This window comes from Bacillus sp. ISL-34, assembly GCF_018613325.1.
GTDB lineage: Bacteria > Bacillota > Bacilli > Bacillales > DSM-1321 > Peribacillus.
Genome location: NZ_JAGGQJ010000036.1, coordinates 22356 through 45242, shown reverse-complemented (window position 1 = coordinate 45242; position 22887 = coordinate 22356). Strand labels below are relative to the sequence as shown.

20 protein-coding genes are annotated in these 22887 nt (G+C 41.4%); all 20 read left to right on the top strand.

Annotation, left to right across the window (positions count from 1 at the left end; all coding sequences use genetic code 11):
- Window positions 1-4: 4 nt before the first annotated feature.
- The 20 genes from J7E52_RS23100 (at window position 5) to tdh (ending at window position 22859) form a co-directional block, all read left to right on the top strand.
- On the top strand, window positions 5-1093 hold the full coding sequence (locus tag J7E52_RS23100) for a BMP family lipoprotein (protein ID WP_214750721.1): 1089 nt from the start codon (window positions 5-7) through the stop codon (window positions 1091-1093).
- A gap of 200 nt (window positions 1094-1293) precedes the next feature.
- Window positions 1294-2829 carry an ABC transporter ATP-binding protein gene (locus J7E52_RS23095; protein ID WP_214750720.1) on the top strand — a complete coding sequence of 512 codons (1536 nt, stop codon included), beginning with the start codon at window positions 1294-1296 and terminating at the stop codon, window positions 2827-2829.
- Window positions 2822-3865, top strand: coding sequence for an ABC transporter permease (locus J7E52_RS23090; protein WP_101224696.1), 1044 nt, complete (start codon window positions 2822-2824; stop codon window positions 3863-3865). Before J7E52_RS23095 ends, J7E52_RS23090 begins: the two co-directional genes overlap by 8 nt.
- Complete coding sequence (locus tag J7E52_RS23085) at window positions 3866-4825, top strand: ABC transporter permease (RefSeq protein ID WP_214750719.1); 960 nt, start codon at window positions 3866-3868, stop codon at window positions 4823-4825.
- A 211-nt stretch (window positions 4826-5036) separates the two neighbouring features.
- Window positions 5037-6317: an EF-P 5-aminopentanol modification-associated protein YfmF gene (gene yfmF, locus J7E52_RS23080; RefSeq protein WP_214750718.1), complete on the top strand. Its 1281-nt coding sequence runs from the start codon at window positions 5037-5039 to the stop codon at window positions 6315-6317.
- Complete coding sequence (yfmH, locus tag J7E52_RS23075; RefSeq protein WP_214750717.1) at window positions 6317-7603, top strand: EF-P 5-aminopentanol modification-associated protein YfmH; 1287 nt, start codon at window positions 6317-6319, stop codon at window positions 7601-7603. Before yfmF ends, yfmH begins: the two co-directional genes overlap by 1 nt.
- A gap of 18 nt (window positions 7604-7621) precedes the next feature.
- Window positions 7622-8347, top strand: a complete 726-nt coding sequence (ymfI, locus tag J7E52_RS23070) for an elongation factor P 5-aminopentanone reductase (RefSeq protein WP_214750716.1) — start codon at window positions 7622-7624, stop codon at window positions 8345-8347.
- Between the two features lie 79 nt (window positions 8348-8426).
- Window positions 8427-8684: a DUF3243 domain-containing protein gene (locus tag J7E52_RS23065; RefSeq protein ID WP_214750715.1), complete on the top strand. Its 258-nt coding sequence runs from the start codon at window positions 8427-8429 to the stop codon at window positions 8682-8684.
- 241 nt (window positions 8685-8925) lie between these two features.
- Window positions 8926-9717 carry a DUF3388 domain-containing protein gene (locus tag J7E52_RS23060; protein ID WP_034313530.1) on the top strand — a complete coding sequence of 264 codons (792 nt, stop codon included), beginning with the start codon at window positions 8926-8928 and terminating at the stop codon, window positions 9715-9717.
- 17 nt (window positions 9718-9734) lie between these two features.
- On the top strand, window positions 9735-10634 hold the full coding sequence (locus J7E52_RS23055; RefSeq protein WP_214750714.1) for a RodZ domain-containing protein: 900 nt from the start codon (window positions 9735-9737) through the stop codon (window positions 10632-10634).
- Between the two features lie 164 nt (window positions 10635-10798).
- Window positions 10799-11383, top strand: coding sequence for a CDP-diacylglycerol--glycerol-3-phosphate 3-phosphatidyltransferase (pgsA, locus tag J7E52_RS23050; RefSeq protein ID WP_214750713.1), 585 nt, complete (start codon window positions 10799-10801; stop codon window positions 11381-11383).
- A 22-nt stretch (window positions 11384-11405) separates the two neighbouring features.
- Window positions 11406-12638 carry a competence/damage-inducible protein A gene (locus J7E52_RS23045; protein ID WP_214750712.1) on the top strand — a complete coding sequence of 411 codons (1233 nt, stop codon included), beginning with the start codon at window positions 11406-11408 and terminating at the stop codon, window positions 12636-12638.
- 348 nt (window positions 12639-12986) lie between these two features.
- Complete coding sequence (gene recA / locus J7E52_RS23040; RefSeq protein ID WP_214750711.1) at window positions 12987-14033, top strand: recombinase RecA; 1047 nt, start codon at window positions 12987-12989, stop codon at window positions 14031-14033.
- Window positions 14034-14386: 353 nt separating this feature from the next.
- Complete coding sequence (rny, locus tag J7E52_RS23035; RefSeq protein WP_063231807.1) at window positions 14387-15946, top strand: ribonuclease Y; 1560 nt, start codon at window positions 14387-14389, stop codon at window positions 15944-15946.
- 152 nt (window positions 15947-16098) lie between these two features.
- Window positions 16099-16896 (top strand): TIGR00282 family metallophosphoesterase, encoded by a 798-nt coding sequence (locus tag J7E52_RS23030; RefSeq protein ID WP_214750710.1) that lies wholly within the window; start codon window positions 16099-16101, stop codon window positions 16894-16896.
- Window positions 16897-17070: 174 nt separating this feature from the next.
- The gene (gene spoVS, locus J7E52_RS23025; protein WP_029281188.1) at window positions 17071-17331 is read left to right on the top strand and encodes a stage V sporulation protein SpoVS; all 261 of its coding nucleotides are present in this window, start codon (window positions 17071-17073) and stop codon (window positions 17329-17331) included.
- A 134-nt stretch (window positions 17332-17465) separates the two neighbouring features.
- Window positions 17466-18401, top strand: coding sequence for a dipeptidase (locus J7E52_RS23020; protein WP_214750709.1), 936 nt, complete (start codon window positions 17466-17468; stop codon window positions 18399-18401).
- A 216-nt stretch (window positions 18402-18617) separates the two neighbouring features.
- Window positions 18618-20375: a 2-oxoacid:acceptor oxidoreductase subunit alpha gene (locus J7E52_RS23015; protein WP_214750708.1), complete on the top strand. Its 1758-nt coding sequence runs from the start codon at window positions 18618-18620 to the stop codon at window positions 20373-20375.
- The gene (locus tag J7E52_RS23010) at window positions 20362-21228 is read left to right on the top strand and encodes a 2-oxoacid:ferredoxin oxidoreductase subunit beta (RefSeq protein WP_057278380.1); all 867 of its coding nucleotides are present in this window, start codon (window positions 20362-20364) and stop codon (window positions 21226-21228) included. Before J7E52_RS23015 ends, J7E52_RS23010 begins: the two co-directional genes overlap by 14 nt.
- 590 nt (window positions 21229-21818) lie before the next feature.
- Window positions 21819-22859: an L-threonine 3-dehydrogenase gene (gene tdh / locus J7E52_RS23005; protein ID WP_214750877.1), complete on the top strand. Its 1041-nt coding sequence runs from the start codon at window positions 21819-21821 to the stop codon at window positions 22857-22859.
- Window positions 22860-22887: the final 28 nt, after the last annotated feature.

Genomic DNA, 22887 nt, shown 5'->3' with positions numbered 1-22887 from the left:
AAAATTGAAAAAGCGCAAATTAGGTCTAGCTCTTTCACTTGTTCTTGCAGCCGGTACGCTACTAGGAGCATGTGGTAATTCAGAGAATGATGATAAAGAATCTTCAAATGGGAAAAACAAAGATAACTTCACTGTTGCAATGGTAACTGATACTGGCGGCGTGGATGACGAGTCGTTCAACCAATCCGCTTGGAAAGGCATTCAGGAATTCGGTAAGGATAATGGTCTGGAAAAAGGTAAAGATGGCTACAACTACCTGCAATCTAAATCTGATGCCGATTACGCTAAAAACCTGAATACGCTTGTACGTGAAGATTACCAACTGATCTATGGTATCGGTTTTCTTTTAGCCGAAGCTGTTGGTGAAGTGGCTGACCAACGTCCGGATTCACACTTTGCTATCGTGGATACAGTTGTAGATAAAAAGAATGTAGCCAGCATTAATTTTAAAGAGCAGCAAGGTTCATTCCTTGTAGGTGTAATTGCCGGATTGCAAACGAAAACAAACAAAGTCGGTTTTATCGGCGGTGTTGAATCTGAATTAATCAAGAAATTTGAAGTTGGCTTTAAGGCTGGGGTTTTATCTGTTAATCCGGATGCGAAAGTTGAAGTTAAATATGCCGGAGATTTCAATAAAGCTGATATCGGTAAATCGACAGCAGGCTCCATGTATTCTTCAGGCATCGATATCATTTATCATGCTGCTGGCGGAACTGGAAAAGGTGTATTCACTGAAGCAGTAGAGCAAAAGCAAAAAGATCCTAAGAGAGAAATCTATGTTATCGGTGTAGATAGCGACCAAGCTAAATTAGGGGCAGTTCCTGGAACTGACGACAACATCACACTGACTTCCATGCTAAAACGTGTTGACGTGGCAGTTAAAGACCTTTCCGAGAAAGCGAAAGAAGGAAACTTCCCAGGCGGAAAAGTAATTGAGTATGGTATCGAAGAAAATGGTGTAGGCATTTCCGATACAAAAGATAACGTAACAGAAGAATCTTTAAAAGCGGTCGAAGAGTGGACAGAAAAAATTAAATCAGGTGAATTCGTAGTTCCGGGTACGGATGAGGAATTCGAAAAACTTGGTTTATAAGCGGTGATGCAAGAATAGGGAGGCAGAATTGCCCTCTATTCTTTCTTTTCCCAATTGCTTTTTATAACTGAAAAATATCGAATGAAAAACTATGATAGAATCGTAGTTTTTCATTTGGTTTTTTTAAAAAAATCAATAAGCTAGTAGAAGCAATTAAATGATTTAAGAATATTTACACTCATTTTAGGAGTTGATAATACGTGGAATATGTAATTGAGATGCTTAATATCCGTAAGGAATTCCCCGGCATCGTCGCAAATGATAATGTTACCCTTCAGGTTGAAAAAGGGGAGATTCACGCATTATTAGGTGAAAATGGCGCGGGTAAATCCACTTTGATGAATGTTTTATTCGGCCTATACCAGCCTGAACAGGGAGAAATCCGTGTGAATGGCAAGCCAGTCAAGATTACCAGTCCTAACATTGCCAATGATTTAGGGATTGGGATGGTCCATCAGCATTTTATGCTCGTTGACCCTTTTACAGTAACGGAAAATATCATTTTAGGAAAAGAAACGTCAAAAGCGGGTAAGATCGATTTAAAAGAAGCGAGCGAGGAAGTTAGGAAACTATCTGAACAATATCAGCTACGTGTTGACCCCAATGCAAAAATTGCCGATATTTCAATAGGGATGCAGCAGCGTGTCGAGATTCTTAAAACGCTTTACCGTGGTGCGGAGATATTGATTTTTGATGAACCGACCGCTGTACTGACTCCTCAAGAAATCAAGGAATTGATTTATATTATGAAAGCCCTTATCAAAGAGGGGAAATCAATCATTTTAATTACACACAAACTTAAGGAAATCATGGAGGTTTGTGACCGGGTAACGGTTATACGCAAAGGGCAAGGAATTGGTACAGTGAATGTCAACGAAACGAATCCTAACGAATTGGCCAGCTTAATGGTCGGTAGGGAAGTTTTGTTCAAGACGGAAAAAACGGCAGCTACTCCTTCGGATGTAGTTCTCGAGGTCCGGGAGCTGGTAGTCAAGGATTCCCGGGGTGTTTCAGCTGTTCGGAACTTGGATTTAACTGTCCGTGCAGGAGAAATTGTCGGAATCGCTGGTGTAGATGGTAATGGGCAATCCGAATTGATTGAAGCATTGGCTGGCCTAAGGAAGACAACAGCAGGTTCCATAATGCTAAATGGAAAAGAAATCAGGAATCTGAAGCCGCGTAAAATCACTGAAGCAGGTGTCGGCCATATTCCCGAAGACAGGCATAAGCATGGTCTGGTTCTCGATTACAGCATTGGGGAAAATATTGTCTTGCAAACCTATTATCAAAAGCCTTTTTCAAAAGCTGGTATCTTGAACTCAAAGAAAATATTTGAAAAGGCCCGTTCATTGATCAAAAGTTACGATGTTCGTACTCCGAGTGAATATACCCCGGCAAGGGCGCTTTCTGGAGGAAATCAGCAAAAAGCGATCATCGGCCGGGAAGTGGATAGGAACCCGGATTTATTGATTGCCGCACAGCCAACACGCGGGCTTGATGTAGGGGCGATCGAGTTTATCCATAAACGTCTGATTGAACAGCGTGATGCAGGAAAAGCGGTACTCCTCATATCCTTTGAATTGGAAGAAATTATGAATGTGAGCGATAGAATTGCCGTTATATACGAAGGGAAAATCGTCGCAATAGTCGATCCGAAAGAAACGACTGAACAGGAGCTTGGCCTTCTTATGGCTGGCAGTAAACGGACGGAAGCAGGGGGAAAACAAAATGTCTAAGTATTTATCTAAATTAACGAGTCCGTTAATAGCAGTTATCCTCGGCTTAGTCGTTGGGGCCATAATCATGTTAGTAAGCGGCTATGACCCTGTTGCCGGCTATGGCTCCATGATAAATGGAATTATTGGGGATTCCTATTATGTAGGGGAATCCGTCAGGACAATCATCCCTTATATCCTTGCTGGTTTGGCAGTGGCTTTTGCTTTTCGCACGGGCCTATTCAATATCGGTGTAGAAGGGCAATTAATTGTAGGCTGGCTGGCGGCAGTTTGGGTCGGAATCGCTTTTGATCTTCCGAGAATCATCCATTTGCCGTTTGCCATATTAGCAGGTGCAGCTGCTGGCGCCTTGTGGGCATTTATCCCTGGTTATTTAAAAGCCAAGTTCCGTGTACATGAAGTAATCGTTTCGATCATGTTGAATTATACAGCTTTATATGTGACGAATTATTTAATTAGGAATGTAATGACTGACAAGCTGGATAAAACAGAAAGAGTTGCAGATACAGCATCACTGCGGTCTCCTTTCTTTGAAAGCATTACGGATTTTTCCCGGATGCATTGGGGAATAGTGGTAGCGATTATTTGCGTGATCATCATGTGGTTCCTTCTTGAAAGGACAAAAACCGGCTTTGAATTGAAAGCCGTAGGTTTCAATCAGCATGCGTCCGAATATGCAGGGATGAGTGTAAATAAGAACATCATCCTTTCCATGGTTATTTCAGGTGCATTTGCAGGGCTTGCGGGTGCGATGGAAGGCCTTGGGACTTTCGGTTATGCCGCAGTCAAAGGCGGGTTCACAGGTATGGGCTTTGATGGGATTGCAGTAGCCTTACTAGGAGCGAATACGGCTATTGGTGTTGTGCTGGCAGCCTTATTATTTGGGGGACTGAAAGCAGGGGCGTTAAATATGCCGCTAGAAACCGGCATACCTAGTGAAATTGTAGATATTGTCATAGCATTAATCATTTTCTTCGTCGCATCCAGTTATTTTATTCGTTGGATTGCCGCTCGATTTAAGAAAGGGGTGAAATAAGTGGATTTTTACCAAGTATTACAAATTATTATTCCATCTATGATTGCTCTAGCTGCACCACTTATTTTTACTTCACTCGGAGGAGTGTTTTCTGAACGGGCAGGTGTCATAAACATCGGTTTAGAAGGATTGATGGTCATTGGTGCCTTTACAGGGATTGTTTTTAACTTAATGTTTGCTGATGTTTTTGGGGAATGGACTCCTTGGCTTGCAGTCTTAGCGGCAATGATTGCCGGCTTGCTGTTTTCCATTCTTCACGCTGTGGCATGCATTACGTTCAGGGCGGACCAAACGGTTAGTGGGGTAGCCATCAATTTGTTGGCAGTAGGTCTGACCATGTTTTTGGTGAAGCTGATTTTTGACAAAGGTCAAACTGACAGAATCACAGAAACATTTCCAAGGATCGATGTTCCTTTACTCAGCGATATTCCATTTATAGGACCCATCTTTTTCGCAAATGGATATTATATCGTATATATAGCGATTCTAATATCTTTTGTCGTCTGGTATGTACTTTATAAAACACCATTCGGGTTAAGGATCCGTGCAGTGGGTGAGCATCCCATGGCTGCTGACACAATGGGTGTCAATGTTACGAAAATCCGATATGCCGCCGTTTTATTATCAGGTGCTTTTGGAGGTATCGGCGGAGCGATTTATGCTACCATCTTTTCGAATGAATTCAATCATGCGACAATTAATGGTCAAGGTTTCATGGCCATTGCCGCCATGATTTTTGGCAAATGGCACCCGGTCGGGGCAATGGGTGCAGCGTTATTCTTTGGTTTGGCTCAAAGTTTAAGTATCGTTGGATCGAGCCTTCCCTTCTTCAAGGATATTCCATCGGTTTACCTCTTGATCGCCCCTTATGTTCTGACGATCATTGCACTAACTGGTTTCATTGGACGTGCAGATGCTCCAAAAGCATCCGGACAGCCATACATCAAAGGGAAAAGATAATTTTTAAACCGGTCAGCAAACTATGCTGGCCGGTTTTTTATTTTTGAGGTTGAGCCGTAAGTGATGGTTGGCTGGTGAAAAACCAAAAAAAGTAGCTGTAACTTGCATGATTTTTCCTTTCACATGTATATTTTAAGTAGATGTTTAAAAGGGTTCCAATCTACAAACAATAAGCTAATAAAGGTGATTTATATAATGAGGAGGATTATTCATGTCTATTGCTTCCGATACAATTACGGAAAAAAGCGGCTACAAGCTTCATGTGGTCCGGACGGATAAATATAAAACGAATACTCTCGTGCTGAAGATGAAAGCCCCGTTGACAAAAGAGGACGTTACATATCGTGCATTGCTGCCATATGTGTTACAAAGCAATACAAGTAAATATCCTACAACACCCGAGCTTCGATCTTATCTTGATGATTTATATGGAGCAGGGTTTTATGTCGATGTAGCTAAAAAAGGCGAATATCAAATCATAAGTTTTACGATCGATATCGTCAATGAAAAATTCCTTAGTGATTCAACCCCGCTTCTCGAAAAGGCTTTTGGGTTATTATCAGAGGTGATCTTTAATCCGAAGAAGAAAGGCGAAGCCTTTGACTCTAAAACGGTTTCCAATGAAATCCGTTCATTAAAACAGCGGATCCAATCCATTTCAGATGACAAAATGCGATATTCAGCTACACGCCTTGTAGAGGAAATGTGCAAAAACGAACCATATGCTTTAGAAGCGAGCGGTAATCTTCAAGACTTGGAAACGATGACTCCAGAGTCCCTTTTCGCCTATTACAAAAAAATGCTGGCGGAGGATGAAATCGATTTATATGTAATCGGTGACATCGATGAATCGGAAGTGCAGGCCCTAGCTGACAAGTATGTGTCGTTGCAAGAACGAGTGCCTGTGAGACTGCCAGGGAAGACGGGCAAGATAGTGGAGAAGGAAAATGAAATCATTGAGAATTCGGATGTAAAGCAAGGGAAATTGAATATCGGTTACCGAACCCAGGTTGCCTACGGTGATCGTGATTATTATGCACTTCAGCTTTTCAATGGGATTTTTGGTGGCTTTTCACATTCAAAACTTTTCATTAATGTCAGGGAGAAAGCCAGCCTTGCTTATTATGCGGCTTCGAGGCTCGAAAGTCATAAAGGTTTATTAATGGTCATGGCCGGCATTGAAAATGCCAACTACAAGCAGGCATTGGATATCATTCATGCACAAATGAAGGAAATGAAGCAAGGGAACTTTTCCGAAGAAGAGCTGGCACAGACGAAGGCGGTCGTTAAGAATCAACTCCTTGAAACCATTGACGTTTCGAGAGGACTTGTGGAAATTTTATATCATAATGTAGTTTCCGGGCAGGATATTTCACTCGACGAGTGGTTTGCAAAAACAGAGCGGACGACAAAGGAAGAAATCATTGCAGTTGCTCAAAAGATTCAGCTTGATACGATTTATTTCCTAACGGAAGGGGAGGTGCAAGGATAATGGATAAAATAGCATTCACTCAATTGAAAGAAGAACTTTTCCATGAAAAAATGGATAATGGCCTTGAAGTGTATATTCTTCCGAAAAGTGGGTTCAATAAATCATTTGCCACTTTCACGACGAATTATGGTTCAATCGACAACCATTTCAAACCATTGAATGAAACGGAATTTTCTAAAGTACCTGATGGAATTGCCCATTTTCTTGAACATAAGCTTTTTGAAAAGGAAGATGGTGATGTTTTTCAGCAATTTTCAAAGCAGGGAGCATCTGCAAATGCCTTTACTTCTTTCACCCGTACAGCTTATTTATTTTCCAGCACGTCCGATTTTGATAGGAATCTAACTACCTTAATCGACTTTGTCCAGGATCCGTACTTTTCGGAAAAGACGGTGGAGAAGGAGAAAGGAATCATTGGGCAGGAAATCAACATGTATGATGATAATTCAGACTGGCGATTATATTTCGGGACGATAGCCAATATGTATCATCAGCATCCCGTGAAAATCGATATTGCCGGTACTGTGGAATCCATTGCAGATATCACGAAGGATATGCTTTACGAATGTTATAATACGTTTTATCATCCTAGCAACATGCTCTTATTCGTTGTAGGACCGGTAGATGTCGAAAGCACCATGAAACTGATCCGGGATAATCAAAATAATAAAGGATACAACGAACAGCCTGAGGTGGAACGTAAATTTGACCAAGAGCCGGAAATCGTTGCCAAGGATAAGGAAATCTTAAGAATGAATGTCCAGACACCAAAAGTGATGCTGGGAATCAAGGCTACCAATGTCCAACAATCAGGTTTACAGCTTTTGAAAAGGGAATTGGCAACCAATATCTATTTGGAAATGCTGTTTGGCAAGAGTTCACCTTTGCATGAGGAGCTATATGAGAAAGGGTTGATCGATCAAAGCTTCTCATATGATTATACACAGGAACAGGGTTTTGGGTTTGCGTTAATTGGCGGGGACAGTGCCAAACCTGATGAGTTGACGGAGTCTTTATTTGGTATCCTGCAAAAATCAAAAGCCGGAACCAGCCTGAATGAAGAAAGCCTGCAAAGGACAATCAAGAAAAAAATCGGTTCTTTCCTTCGTTCCCTGAATTCGCCGGAATATATAGCGAATCAATTCACCAGATATGCATTCAATGATATGAACTTGTTCGAAATTGTATCGGTATTGGAAAAACTAACGATCGAAGATATCAGGGAGATCGCCAAGGACTTAATATCCGATGAACGGATGACAGTCTGTCAGGTACTTCCTAAATAATATAAAGGGGGCTGGGATGTGGGGAAACGTTTTGCCCTTATTACTGGAGCCAGTGGAGGAATCGGCAGGGAAATCGCTATAAAGCTCGCCGAGGAGAATTATTCTCTTTATTTACATTATAACAGCAATGAAGAAGCGATACTTGACCTGATTGAAGAATTGAAGCCTCATCAAGTCGAACTTATTCCGGTTCAAGCGGATTTGGCCGCACCGGATGGATACAAGAAATTGGCGGAAAATATTTTTGCCCTTCATGCAATCGTCCTTAATAGTGGCAATAGCTATTATGGGCTTATATCGGACATGGATGAGAAAATCGTTAATGAAATGGTGCAGTTGCATGTAACCAGCCCTTTCCAATTAACAAAGGAACTGCTTCCAAAGCTTATGTACCAAGAACAGGCTGCCATCGTTGCGGTCACATCGATTTGGGGTCAGACAGGTGCATCTTGTGAAGTATTATATTCTATGGTCAAGGGCAGTCAAAATGCTTTTATCAAGGCGCTTAGCAAAGAAGTATCGCTTAATGGAATCCGGGTGAATGCCGTTGCCCCCGGTGCGATTTCCACTTCCATGCTCGAATCTTTCAGTGCTGAAGATCTGGAGATCATCAAAGGCGATATCCCGATGGGCAGGATGGGGCAATCCAAGGAAGTCGCCGAGGCCGTATACTATTTGCTTTCCGACAAGTCATCCTATATAACCGGGCAAATTTTAGGCGTAAATGGCGGATGGTACACATGATTTTTTTTAGACATGTATAATTTCCTCACTTCCTTCACAAAATATCTATGTACTATTTTGAAGGAAAGGGTGACCATTCATGTCTGTACTGGACAATTGGGATCAATGGAAAAATTTCTTAGGCGACAGATTAAATCAAGGTGAACAACAAGGCTTGTCAGAAAGTGCTGTTAACAACTTGGCTTACGAAATCGGTGATTACCTGGCAAATCAGGTTGAGCCCCAGAATGATCAAGAGAAAGTGCTTGCTGATCTTTGGTCAGTCGCAAGCGATCAAGAAAAACATGCCATGGCAAGTGTCATGGTCAAGTTAGTCGAGAACAATGGAACGAAGTAAAATATCAATCCAAAGGCCCTGTTATTAATTAACAGGGCCTTTTGGATTTAAGTGGATGACTATTTATCCTCTTATATAAAAATGAATATTTTTCTAGGGTTTTTCCTTTTAACTTATCACGAAATGCTATATTATAGAAGCTAGACAAATAATAATAAAGTGTTCAGACCTTGAAATTTACGATGGATAAGTTTTTTGCCCCTGAGTAGGGTAAAAGCTTTTAGGCTTAAGGAGTGTTATCGTGGATAATAAAGAATGGTATTTTGAATATGAAATCCAAGTCAACCGTCCTGGTTTATTAGGGGATATTTCATCCCTGCTGGGGATGCTTTCCATTAATATCATCACCATTAACGGGGTCGATGAAGGTAGGCGTGGTTTACTTTTGTTGGCGAAAGACAGCCGTAATATAGAAAGGTTCGAGTCAATCCTCCGTACGATGGATACGATAAAGGTCATTAAGCTTCGGGAACCTAAATTGCGTGATCGCCTGGCAGTCAGGCATGGCCGTTATATTCAGCGCGATGCCGATGAGAAAAACACCTTTAGGTTTGTCCGTGATGAACTAGGCTTGCTTGTCGATTTCCTGGCCGAGCTATTTAAACAGGAAGGTCATAAATTGATCGGGATACGAGGGATGCCTCGTGTCGGGAAAACTGAATCCATCGTAGCCTCGAGTGTATGTGCTAATAAGAGATGGTTGTTTGTGTCATCTACCCTTTTAAAGCAGACTATCCGCAGTCAGCTTATTGAGGATGAATATAATAATGATAATTTGTTCATTTTAGATGGAATTGTTTCCACTCGCCGTGCAAATGAGCGTCATTGGCAGTTGATTCGCGAAATAATGAGGCTTGATGCTGTCAAAGTAATCGAACATCCGGATGTTTTTGTCCAAAATACGGAGTATACCCTCGAAGACTTTGATTATATTATTGAATTGCGAAACAATCCTGAAGAAGAAATAACATATGAAGTTGTCGACCAAAAAGACCAGTTTTCAGGGTCCGATTTTGGTTCCTTTGACTTTTAAAATGGCAGGTGTTTTATTTGACTGAGTTAGGTAATCGATTAAAGGAAGCTAGGGAAGCCAAAGGTCTTAGCTTAGAAGATTTGCAGGAATTAACGAAGATTCAAAAGCGTTACCTCATAGGTATTGAAGAGGGAAATTACAGTATGATGCCTGGAAAGTTCTATGTACGGGCATTCATAAAGCAATATTGTGAAGCGGTCGGACTGGATTCAGAAGAGATTTTCGAACAATATAAGAGTGAAGTGCCATCAGTCTATAGTGAGGAATTGCCAGAACAGCTTTCAAGGGTCCAATCCCGGAAAACCATACCGGCAGGAGATTCTAAGGTTGTGGAGATGTTACCGAAGATCTTGGCTGCCGTTTTAATCATTGGTGCTGCCGTATTGATTTGGGTGCTCGTATTGAACTATATGAGTAATCCGGACAACGATGACAAAAAGGAAGCAAAACAGAGCGATGCCGTGGTTTATAATAAAAGTGAAGATTTTAACAAAGAAGAAGAGAATGCAGACCAAAAACAGAATGAAGAAAAATCAGAGTCATCTGATGAGAAGAATGAAGATGATGCAGTTGCCAAAGATGAAAAGAAAGAGCAAAAACTTGCCGTCACCAGTTCCAGCGGTAAAAATAGTACGTATGAATTAAAAAATACCGATACCTTTAAATTAAAGGTGACCTCAAAAGGCTCACCATGGGTCGGCATAAAAAATGGTGAAGGTAAATTACTGTTCCAGGGCACTATCGACAAGGACAAAAGCCAGGAAATTGATTTCACCAATGAAAAAGAAGCTGTCATCAATATAGGCAGGGCATATGAAACTGAGATTTATGTGAATGATGAGAAGCTGGAGTATTCCATTTCACCGACTGAAGTGAATACGCAATTGGTTACGATACAATTTACGAAAGCCGAATAGTCATCTTATAGATGACTATTTTTGCTCTATATAATAGGTAAGGCGGCTGGAAATGGACTACCCGGCATATAAGATTGGATTTTGAGTTAAATTATACATAAAAGCATTATTAAGATCTAAGACACAGGCCCAAATGGCATGTGTAAATTTTGGAGGTAAAAGTTTTGAATCTGCCTAATAAGATTACAGTAGCAAGAATCTGTTTAATACCAGTATTTTTAATCATCATGCTCGTTCCTTTTTCATGGGGGACGCTGACTTGGGGAGAATACAGTTTGCCAGTGGCGCACTTAGCTGGAGCCATCCTCTTTATTATCGCTTCCACTACGGATTGGATCGATGGCCATTTTGCCAGAAAATATAATATGATTACTGATTTAGGGAAATTTTTAGATCCATTGGCTGATAAACTTCTGGTTTCGGCTGCCTTAATCGTTTTGGTTGATCTAGATTTAATGTACGGTCAATCATGGATTGCCATCGTGATTATTAGTCGCGAGTTTGCAGTCACCGGGTTGCGTTTGGTGTTAGCGGGTACAGGGGAAGTGGTTGCAGCGAACCAGCTTGGTAAAATTAAAACATGGGCACAAATTGTTTCTATTTCGGCTTTATTGCTGCATAACCTTCCATTTGCCCTCATTTCACTTCCATTTGCCAATATCGCATTGTGGATTGCATTACTCTTTACAATCTGGTCAGGTTTGGATTATTTTATAAAAAACAAAGAAGTATTTGTTAATTCAAAGTAAAACGAATGGTGGTTTTGAAAAGATGGATGCAGAAATCATTGCAGTGGGCTCAGAGCTTCTTTTAGGACAAATCAATAACACTAATGGAAGGTTCTTATCGCAGCAGTTTGCGGAAATGGGGATTAACGTTTTTTACCATACTGTGGTCGGGGATAACGACCGCCGTTTACAACAAGCTATAGAAATCGCTGAATCGAGGGCGAACTTGATTGTCTTTACCGGTGGACTCGGTCCTACCAAAGATGATTTAACGAAAGAAACGATTGCTCGCCATATTGGGAAAAAGCTCGTTTTTAATGATGAAGCTTTGCAATCCATTGAAGCTTACTTCCAAAAACGGGAACGGCCGATGACGGAAAACAACAAAAAGCAGGCCCTTGTCTTAGAAGGCAGTGAAGTGTTGGCAAACGATCATGGCATGGCACCGGGAATGGTCTTGTCCAAATCCGGGATTACATATATGCTTCTACCTGGTCCACCAAGTGAAATGGAGCCGATGTTTTTAAGTTATGGTTATGAAAAGATCATGAATAAACTGGAAAAGCATGAACGGATCGATTCCAAGGTTCTTCGGTTCTACGGTATAGGTGAAGCCGAACTGGAAGCGGTGATTGAAGATCTTCTTGTCAATCAAACGAATCCGACAATTGCTCCGCTGGCAGCCGAAGGGGAAGTGACGTTAAGGATCACCGCTAAAGACTCTTCTAAAGAAAAATGCGAAGAGCTTATTTTAGAAGCGGAAAAAGAAATTCTTAGCAGGGTCGGTAAGTTCCATTATGGAAGTGATAATACTTCGCTAATAAAGGAACTTGTAAAAGAATTAACGGTTCGCAAGCTTTCAATTGCGGCAGCTGAAAGCTTGACCGGAGGGATGTTCCAAGAACAGCTGACAACCATACCGGGCGCCGGTAAAGTCTTCAAAGGCGGAATTGTCTGCTATACGAATGATGCGAAGTCGAATGTCCTCGGTGTCAGTGATGATACCATTTCCGAGCATGGGGTGGTCAGCGGTGAGTGTGCAATGGAAATGGCCTCTAATGTCCGGAGCAAGCTCGATGCGGATGTAGGCATAAGCTTTACGGGTGTTGCAGGGCCGGATGAACAAGAAGGCAAGCCTGTAGGGACAGTATTTATCGGTATTTCCTATCGGGATGGAAACACTCATTTCAAGGAGTTGAACCTTTCCGGAAGCAGGGCGCAAAACCGTATTCGGAGTGTGAAATACGGCTGTCATTACCTATTAAGGGATTTATAAACGCTATAGGCAGAGCTTTTTACAGCTCTGCTTTTTATTTTGGCTTTAGAAGTTTGTTTCTTGAAAAATAGGGAAAAAAGATAAAAGTTAATTCAATGAAAATGTTTTTTTTAGGGAGCAAGTGAATGGAAATGGAGATTTCCTTAAGGTAAAACGCTTTTTTACAAAGAATATCCCAAAAGAAAAAAACGAATGAATGTTCGACTTTTTGCTTGGCAAAATAGTAAAAAGAGTATATAGTAAAGATAGGTTTTGAGACAGGTTACAAACTTTGATCTCAAATAATTGCTAACGTATGTACACCTTTAATCGGGCAGCCGATTATTTGAATATAGAGGAGGAAATTGAGTGAGTGATCGTCAAGCGGCTTTAGATATGGCGTTAAAACAAATTGAAAAACAATTTGGTAAAGGTTCTATTATGAAACTTGGGGAACAGACTGATCGTAGGATTTCAACGATTTCAAGCGGTTCTTTAGCATTGGACGTAGCGTTGGGAGTGGGCGGATATCCAAGAGGCCGGGTCATTGAGATATATGGACCTGAAAGCTCCGGTAAAACGACTGTTGCATTACATGCTATTGCAGAAGTACAAAAGACTGGCGGCACGGCTGCATTCATTGATGCCGAGCATGCTTTAGATCCAGCATATTCAGAAAAACTTGGTGTGAATATCGATGAGTTACTGCTTTCACAGCCTGATACGGGTGAACAAGCCTTAGAGATCGCTGAAGCGTTAGTTCGAAGTGGAGCGGTAGATATCATTGTCATTGACTCGGTGGCAGCACTTGTTCCTAAAGCTGAAATCGAAGGCGAAATGGGAGATTCCCATATGGGTCTTCAAGCGCGTATGATGTCTCAGGCACTTAGAAAACTGTCTGGTTCCATTAATAAATCAAATACCATTGCCATTTTCATTAACCAAGTCCGTGAAAAAATCGGTGTTATGTTTGGGAATCCAGAAACGACTCCGGGAGGCCGGGCATTGAAGTTCTATTCAACTGTTCGTCTGGAAGTGCGCCGTGCGGAACAATTAAAACAGGGTAATGAAATCGTCGGTAATAAAACGAAAATCAAAGTTGTAAAAAACAAGGTTGCTCCACCATTCCGTCAAGCAGAAGTTGACATCATGTATGGTCAAGGGATTTCCCAGGAAGGTGAAATCATCGATATGGGTGCAGATCTTGATATCGTCCTTAAAAGCGGCTCGTGGTATTCATACAATGAAGAGCGTGTCGGACAAGGCCGTGAAAATGCGAAGCTGTTCTTGAAAGAAAATCAGGATATCGCTCAGGAAATTTCTCAGAAAATCAGAGATCATTATAATCTCGATGGAGAGCATGAATTACCATCAGAAGAAAATGAACCGGAAGAGCATTTTGAATTGCTTGATTAATGGTGTTTGGAAAAGGCCTAAGCTTGTTCGCTTAGGCCTTTTCTATATATTTTGAGAAAAGTGCGAAATTTTCAGCGGATTAAATGGCATTGAAATCAGATTTACAGACTTCTTCCATAATGAATGCTGTACATTATGATGGTTGATATTAAGAAAACTTGAATAATCATTGATACATAAGGGACAAACGCTTGACAATAAAAATTCTCAACTATACAATTAATATGTATATTTTACAATTTTTCAAACTAAAATTTTGAAAATTAAGTGCTGTATATTGAATTTATGTGCAATGTACTTGCCGACAGTTCAACATTTTATGTAAAAAGTTCATAGCAAGGGGAGGTGAAACGATGGAACCCATGACAATCATCTTCACTTTGCTTGGCCTAATCGTCGGTGCAGTTGTTGGTTATTTTATTCACAAATCAAAATTTGAGAGTAAAATAGCAGGGGCAAAGGGCTCTGCAGAACACATCCTTGAGGATGCAAAACGTGAAGCGGAAGCACTTAAGAAAGAAGCCTTGTTGGAAGCAAAAGATGAAATTCATAAAGTTCGTGCCGATTCGGATCGGGAAGCCCGTGAAAGAAGGAACGAATTACAAAAACAAGAAAATCGGTTATTGCAAAGAGAAGAGAATCTGGACCGCAAGGATGAAACGTTAGACAAACGTGAAAGCCTTTTGGAGAAAAAAGAAGATTCTCTAAACCAAAGACAACAGCATATTGAAGAGATGGAAAGCAAAGTGGACGAGACGGTTCGTAAGCAGCAAACAGAGCTTGAACGTGTTTCCGGTTTAACTCGTGAAGAAGCCAAAGCAATCATTATAGACCGAATGGAAAACGAGCTTGCTCACGATGTAGCGCTTATGATTAAAGAAAGTGATACCCGTGCCAAAGAAGAAGCTGATAAAAAAGCAAAAGAAGTTCTTTCTCTTGCCATTCAGCGTTGTGCGGCTGATCATGTTGCAGAAACCACCGTTTCTGTAGTAAATCTTCCAAACGATGAAATGAAAGGACGGATAATCGGACGTGAAGGACGAAATATCCGGACGTTAGAAACGCTAACAGGTATTGACCTTATTATTGATGATACTCCTGAAGCTGTCATTTTATCTGGATTTGATCCAATTAGACGCGAAACGGCACGCTTGGCTCTTGAGAAACTTGTTCAAGACGGACGGATCCATCCGGCTCGCATTGAAGAAATGGTTGACAAAGCAAGACGTGAGGTAGATGAACATATTCGTGAAATTGGTGAACAAACAACGTTTGAAGTTGGAGTTCACGGTCTCCATCCAGATCTCATCAAAATACTAGGACGTTTGAAGTTCCGTACAAGTTATGGGCAAAACGTACTTAAACATTCAATTGAAGTGGCCCAGCTTTCAGGTTTACTGGCCGCTGAGCTTGGTGAGGATGAAGTTCTTGCCCGCCGTGCAGGTTTATTGCATGATATTGGGAAAGCGATTGATCATGAAGTGGAAGGCAGTCACGTTGAAATTGGCGTTGAATTAGCAACCAAATATAAAGAGCATCCAACTGTCATTAACAGCATCGCTTCACATCATGGCGATACGGAACCAACATCCATCATTTCAGTGCTTGTGGCTGCCGCTGATGCATTATCAGCTGCAAGACCGGGAGCTAGAAGTGAAACGCTTGAAAATTACATTAGAAGACTTGAAAAACTTGAGGAAATTTCCGAATCCTATGATGGAGTGGAAAAATCATTTGCGATTCAAGCCGGACGAGAAGTGCGGATTCTAGTGAAACCAGAACAAATTGATGATCTTTCGGCCCATCGACTCGCACGTGATATCCGGAAAAGGATTGAAGAAGAGCTCGATTACCCTGGTCATATAAAAGTCACGGTCATCCGTGAAACAAGAGCAGTCGAATACGCTAAATAAATGTTAGAGAAAGACGAAGTGGTGCAATCCACTTCGTTTTTTCTTTTTCCGCTATTAATCGTTAAGGGTAATTCCTATGATTACCCCAAATTATGTTACAATACATACTTGAATAATTCATATAATTAGGTGAATCTAGAGAGGGTTTTACAATGAAATTGCTATTTATTGGAGATGTAGTGGGGTCTCCTGGTCGAGACATGATCCAAGAATACCTTCCTAAGTTAAAAGAAAAGTATCGTCCGCACATCACGGTCATCAATGGCGAGAATGCAGCAAGTGGCCGGGGAATTACAGAAAAGATTTACCGCAGTTTTTTAGAGTGGGGAGCGCAGGCGGTGACCATGGGAAATCATACATGGGATAATCGTGATATTTTCAATTTTATTGATGAAGCGAAATATCTCGTCCGTCCAGCGAACTTTCCAGACGGGGCACCTGGTGAAGGAATGAAATTTTTAAAGTTGAACCAGTATGAAATAGCGGTCATCAATTTGCAAGCGAGAACATTCATGCCGGATTTGGATTGTCCGTTCAAAAAGGCTGAAGAACTCGTGGCGGAGGCTCAAAAAAAGACACCAATCATCTTTGTCGATTTTCATGGAGAAGCCACAAGTGAGAAGCAGGCTATGGGGTGGTTCCTGGATGGGAAGGTTACAGCTGTTGTTGGTACACACACACACGTCCAGACAGCCGATAACCGTATACTGCCTGGAGGCACCGCTTACATATCAGATGTAGGCATGACAGGGCCATATGATGGCATCCTTGGCATGGAAAGAGATGCAATCATCCATCGGTTCCTAACTAGCCTTCCTGTTCGTTTCGAAGTGCCAAAAGAGGGGCGGACCCTATTAAGTGGGGTTCTCCTTGAAATTGATGATAAAACTGGCAAGGCAAAAAAAATAGAAAGGATACTGATTAACGAAGATCATCCCTTTTATCATTGATTCGAACGGATGGATAGTCAAACTGGCCATCCGTTTTTCCATTCATTAATAAATGGTGGACAATCCCGATTTTCTTTGTCATACAAGTTTTACTTGATGAATATAGTAGCAGTGGAAAGTGTTATAACTATTGAGCCAAGTTAGAATCGGCAGGGAAAACAAGGAGGACTAGGAATGGAAATATTAAAAGTTTCAGCAAAATCTAATCCTAATTCTGTAGCAGGCGCACTAGCGGGAGTGCTCAGGGAAAGAGGGGCAGCCGAAATTCAAGCAATCGGTGCAGGTGCGTTAAATCAAGCCGTCAAGGCAGTAGCAATCGCAAGAGGGTTTGTCGCACCTAGTGGAGTTGACTTGATTTGTATTCCTGCCTTTACAGATATACTTATTGATGGCGAAGAGAGAACGGCAATAAAACTAATCATTGAACCAAGATAATTCCATGTTTTGGTGTCCTGTTTGTCGGATGGCGAGCAGGCTCTTTTTTGTCGTGAAATCGAAATGACGAAAAACCCGTATCCCTTTATAATGGAATATATAAACATAAAAAAGGTGCAGGAAGGGGGATTACATTGGCGATTTTTGATGCCCATTGTGATGTGCTGATGAAGATGTTCATCGAACCGGATATTTCTTTTAAGAATAGTGATAAATTACATATAACAAAGCGGGCGTTATTGGATGAGGGGGGGAAGATCCAATGTTTTGCAATATATATTCCTGAAAAAGTCCACCCTGATATGAGATTTCAAGCTGCTTTGGCGATGGTGGATATTTTTCATGAAAAGATTTTATCAGAGCCGGAAATGAGATTTATAAAGACCAAGGCAGACATCGAATCCTTAAAAGAAAAGGAAATAGGTGCAATGCTGACTTTGGAGGGGTGCGATTGCATCGGGAATGATTTGTTGAAACTGAAAACCCTTATTCATCTTGGAGTGTCCTCCGTAGGCCTAACTTGGAATTACGCTAACTTGGTAGCGGATGGGGCATTGGAAACAAGAGGGGGCGGCTTGACAGGGTTTGGAACCGAGGTGGTCGCGCTATTGAATGAGAAGTCAATTTGGTGCGATTTATCCCATTTATCTGAAGCGGGATTTTGGGACACCCTAAAGTTAGCGAAATTCCCAATTGCCTCCCATTCAAATGCTTATCATCTTTGTCCGCATCCGCGAAATTTAAAAGACGGGCAGATAAAAGCCCTTTTGCAGAAAAATGGGGTGATCGGCGTAACCTTTGTCCCGCAATTTTTGGCAAATGGTGAATCGGCTACAATTAGGGATATCCTGAAACATATAGAGCATATATGCAGTTTGGGCGGGGAAAGACAAATTGGATTAGGATCAGACTTCGATGGAATCGATCATATGGTAGAGAATTTAACGTCATATAAGGATTATCATAACTTAATCAATGAACTGAACAGGCTTTATTCGAGTGAGTTTGTAAAAGGTCTCCTTTTTGATAATTTCACTCGTAATTTTCCGCTTGAAAAGGAAATATCGTAAGTGATTTGCAATTCTTACTATATAGATATGAATAAATATTCTGAAAATATAAAAAATAAAAGCAAAAAGGTTGCAATTTGATGATTTAACCGATAGAATTGAAAGCGTTTAGTACACCTTTCCTAAATTAGAACGATAATTATACATAGTTGAATGTTCTGAAGAGAGGTGCGGTTAAATGCATTTATATACGAACGTCCTAAAGGAGTGTAAGACATGATCAATCAACTTTCATGGAAAGTTGGCGGACAACAAGGTGAAGGTATTGAAAGTACAGGAGAAATATTCTGTATTGCCCTCAATCGCTTAGGTTATTACTTGTATGGCTACCGTCATTTCTCATCCCGAATCAAGGGTGGACACACGAATAACAAAATTCGTGTAAGTACTACGGAAACTCGTGCTATCTCTGATGATTTAGACATCTTAGTTGCTTTTGACCAAGAAACAATCGACGTCAATTATAAAGAATTACATGATGGTGGCATCATAATTGCAGATGCAAAATTCAAACCTGTCTGCCCAGAAGATACAAAGGCAGAATTATATATTGTTCCCTTTACGGAAATAGCAGCCGAATTAGGAACGTCATTAATGAAAAATATGGTCGCCATCGGTGCGACATGTGCTGTTCTAGGAATGGAAATTTCCGTATTCAACGATGTGGTAGATGAAATATTCGGCCGTAAAGGTGAAGAAATCGTTAAGAAGAATATGGATGCCATTACTGCTGGCTATAAGGCCATGGAAGTGTTGCTTGGAGAAAAACTTGGCGCAATGGAGCTGGAAAAGGCAGACGGCCAAAAACGAATGTTCATGATCGGAAACGATGCTATCGCTTTAGGCGCAGTTGCAGGCGGTTGCCGCTTTATGGCAGCATACCCGATTACTCCGGCCTCGGAAATTATGGAATACTTAATTAAGAAACTTCCTCAATTTGGCGGGACGGTCATACAGACTGAAGATGAAATCGCGGCGGCTACAATGGCAATCGGTGCAAACTATGGCGGTGTACGTGCCATCACAGCTTCAGCTGGACCTGGACTTTCATTGAAAATGGAAGCGATTGGTTTAGCGGGCATTACCGAAACGCCAATTGTCATCGTCGATACTCAACGTGGCGGTCCATCTACGGGACTTCCTACAAAACAGGAGCAATCCGATTTAATGGCCATGATTTATGGTACACATGGTGAAATACCTAAAATCGTCATGGCTCCGAGTACTGTCGAGGAAGCTTTTTATGATACGGCAGAAGCATTCAACCTTGCAGAGGAATATCAATGTCCGGTTATCGTTTTATCCGACTTACAGCTATCATTAGGTAAACAAACGGTTCAGCCGCTTGATTACGGCAAAGTGGAGATAAGACGCGGTAAATTGGTTGACTTTGAAATTGAAGAGGCTGAAGACAAATCTTACTTCAAGCGTTATGAAGTAACGGAAGACGGAGTCTCACCACGTGTAGTGCCTGGTATGAAAAATGGAATTCACCATGTTACAGGTGTTGAACATGATGAAACGGGCAGACCTTCTGAGACGGCCTTGAATCGTAAATTGCAAATGGATAAACGGATGCGTAAGCTGAATAATTTAACTAACACATTCCAAACACCAGTATACAAAAACACACCGCATGAAGAAGCGGATTTATTAATTCTTGGCTTTAACTCAACACGCGGGACGATTGATGAAGCGATCGGCCGGTTAGAAACGGATGGAATGAAAGTGAATCATGCGCAAATCCGTTTGATTCATCCTTTCCCAGCTGACGAAATCCAATCATTGGTGCAAAGTGCTAAGAAAGTAGTAGTTATTGAAAATAATGCGACTGGACAATTGGCTAATATCATCAAGATGAATGTCGGACATGTTAATAAAATTAAAAGCATCCTAAAATATGATGGCAATCCATTCCTCCCGCATGAAATTCACACACAATGCAAGGAGATGTTCGAATATGGCAACGTTTAAAGAGTTTCGGAATGATGTAAAACCTAACTGGTGTCCTGGCTGCGGAGACTTCTCCGTTCAGGCTGCCATGCAGCGTGCGGCAGCCAATGTAGGATTGGAGCCGGAGAATTTGGCTGTTGTTTCCGGTATCGGCTGTTCAGGGCGTATATCCGGTTACATCAAGTCATATGGTTTCCACGGCATCCATGGCCGCTCACTGCCAATCGCCCAAGGAGTAAAAATGGCCAATCGTGAATTGACCGTTATAGCTTCAGGCGGAGACGGAGATGGTTTTGCGATCGGGATGGGACACACCATCCATGCGATCCGCCGTAATATCGACATTACGTATATTGTCATGGATAACCAAATATATGGATTGACAAAAGGCCAGACTTCTCCTAGATCCGCTGCTGGATTTAAAACGAAATCCACTCCAGAGGGATCAATAGAACAGGCTGTTTCACCTATGGAATTAGCATTGTCAGCTGGCGCTACGTTTGTCGCCCAAAGCTTTTCCACAGACTTGAAAGACCTGACGGCAATCATTGAAGCAGGGATAAACCATAAAGGGTTCTCCTTTATCAATGTATTCTCACCTTGCGTAACATACAATAAGATCAATACGTATGATTGGTTTAAACAAAACTTGACTAAATTGAACACGATTGAAGGCTATGATTCATCAAATAAAGAACAGGCCATGCAGACTTTGATGCAGCATGACAGCCTTGTGACAGGGATCATTTATCAAGACTCTTCACGCCCTTCGTACCAGGAATTAGTGCCAGGGTATGCTGAAAAAGCATTAAATAAATCAGATCTGACTCTGGATCAAGCGCACTTTGATAAGCTTGTTGCTGAATTTATGTAAAAGGTAAAAGGTTCACCCCTTAAGATGGGGTGAACCTTTTTTGTGATTAATTGGAAAGCTCAGTAGAGAGAATCACTATACTCTCTGAATTAGCTTACCACCAACCGTTATTGCATCCGCAGCCGAATGAGAAGAAATTGCAACGATTCCTTCTGCGACAATTATTGTTATTGTTGTTATGGTGGTGGTGATGATGGTGCTCGCAGTCCCGATCGCGGTCCCGATCGCGGTCCCGATCATGGTCTCTATCGCGGTCGCGGTCACGTCTTTGACAGCCTCTCACAGCACGACAAAAATCGTCTGCGATTCTATCGTTATTATTGTTGTTATCATGATGGTGATTATTGTTACATGACATATAAGTCACTCCTTCAATTAATTTGTTGTACAAGATATCTTATTCGAGAGCGGACAAGATGCTATAGAAACATGACCCATTTATCAAAAATGTACGAATGCACTAAAAATCATCATTATTAATCTGAAGGCCGATACAAAAGGGATTAAGGTATTTTTTTATTTAGTTTTTCATATCTTTACATATTAAGGTAGATGAAAGAAGCAGCCCTAGTTCAGGGGGAGTGTACATGTTGAAAGGGAAAATGAAAGCCGTCGTCAAACACCACCGAGGTTATGGGGCGCAATTACAAAATGTCGATATACCGTTTATCCGTGAAGACGAAGTATTGATTCGAGTGAAAATGACCTCGATATGTGGAACGGATATTCATATTTTCACCTGGGATGAATGGTCGCAGGGAAGAGTGAATCCACCATACGTATTTGGGCACGAATTTGCTGGGGAAGTAATGGAGATAGGAGCAAGTGTAAGCAATGTTTCGGTTGGTGATTGCGTATCTGCAGAAACACATATCGTTTGCGGCACATGCAGGCAGTGCTTAACCGGGCAATTCCATATTTGTAAAAAAACAAACATTATCGGTGTTGATAGACAAGGGTGCTTTGCAGAGTATATAGCTCTGCCCGCCAAAAATTTATGGAAAAATCCAAGTGATATGCCACTCGATATGGCTACCATCCAAGAACCGATGGGAAATGCAGTCCATTCAGTGCTAGCTGGCGAGGTGCTGGGGAAAACGGTGGCAATAATCGGCTGTGGTCCAATAGGGCTTATGGCGATTGCTGTAGCAAAGGCCGCAGGTGCTGATAAAGTAATCGCTCTTGATATTAATGATTATCGACTTCAGCTGGCCCAAAAGATGGGTGCTACAGACCTCATTCATTCAATTAAACAGGATCCATTGAAAATCACGAAAAGCCTTACAAGTGCCGATGGGGTGGATGTCATTTGCGAAATGAGCGGTAATCCGGAAGCTATCCAACAAGGGTTTAAGATGGCGACGAATGGTGGAAGAATATCAATTCTTAGTCTGCCATCTAAGCCCGTCACGCTTAATATAACGGAGGATATAGTATTCAAGGGTCTTACTGTCCAAGGAATAACAGGAAGGAAGATGTTTTCAACCTGGCAACAGGTTTCAAGTCTGCTTGAAAGTGGCAAGGTTGATGTAAAACCAATGATTACCCATCGTTTTTCACTAAGCGATTTTGAAAAGGGATTTGAACTGATGATCAGAGGTCAATGTGGTAAGGTGCTCCTGATACCTTAATCATTTGAAAAATCTTGAAAGGGGAAGG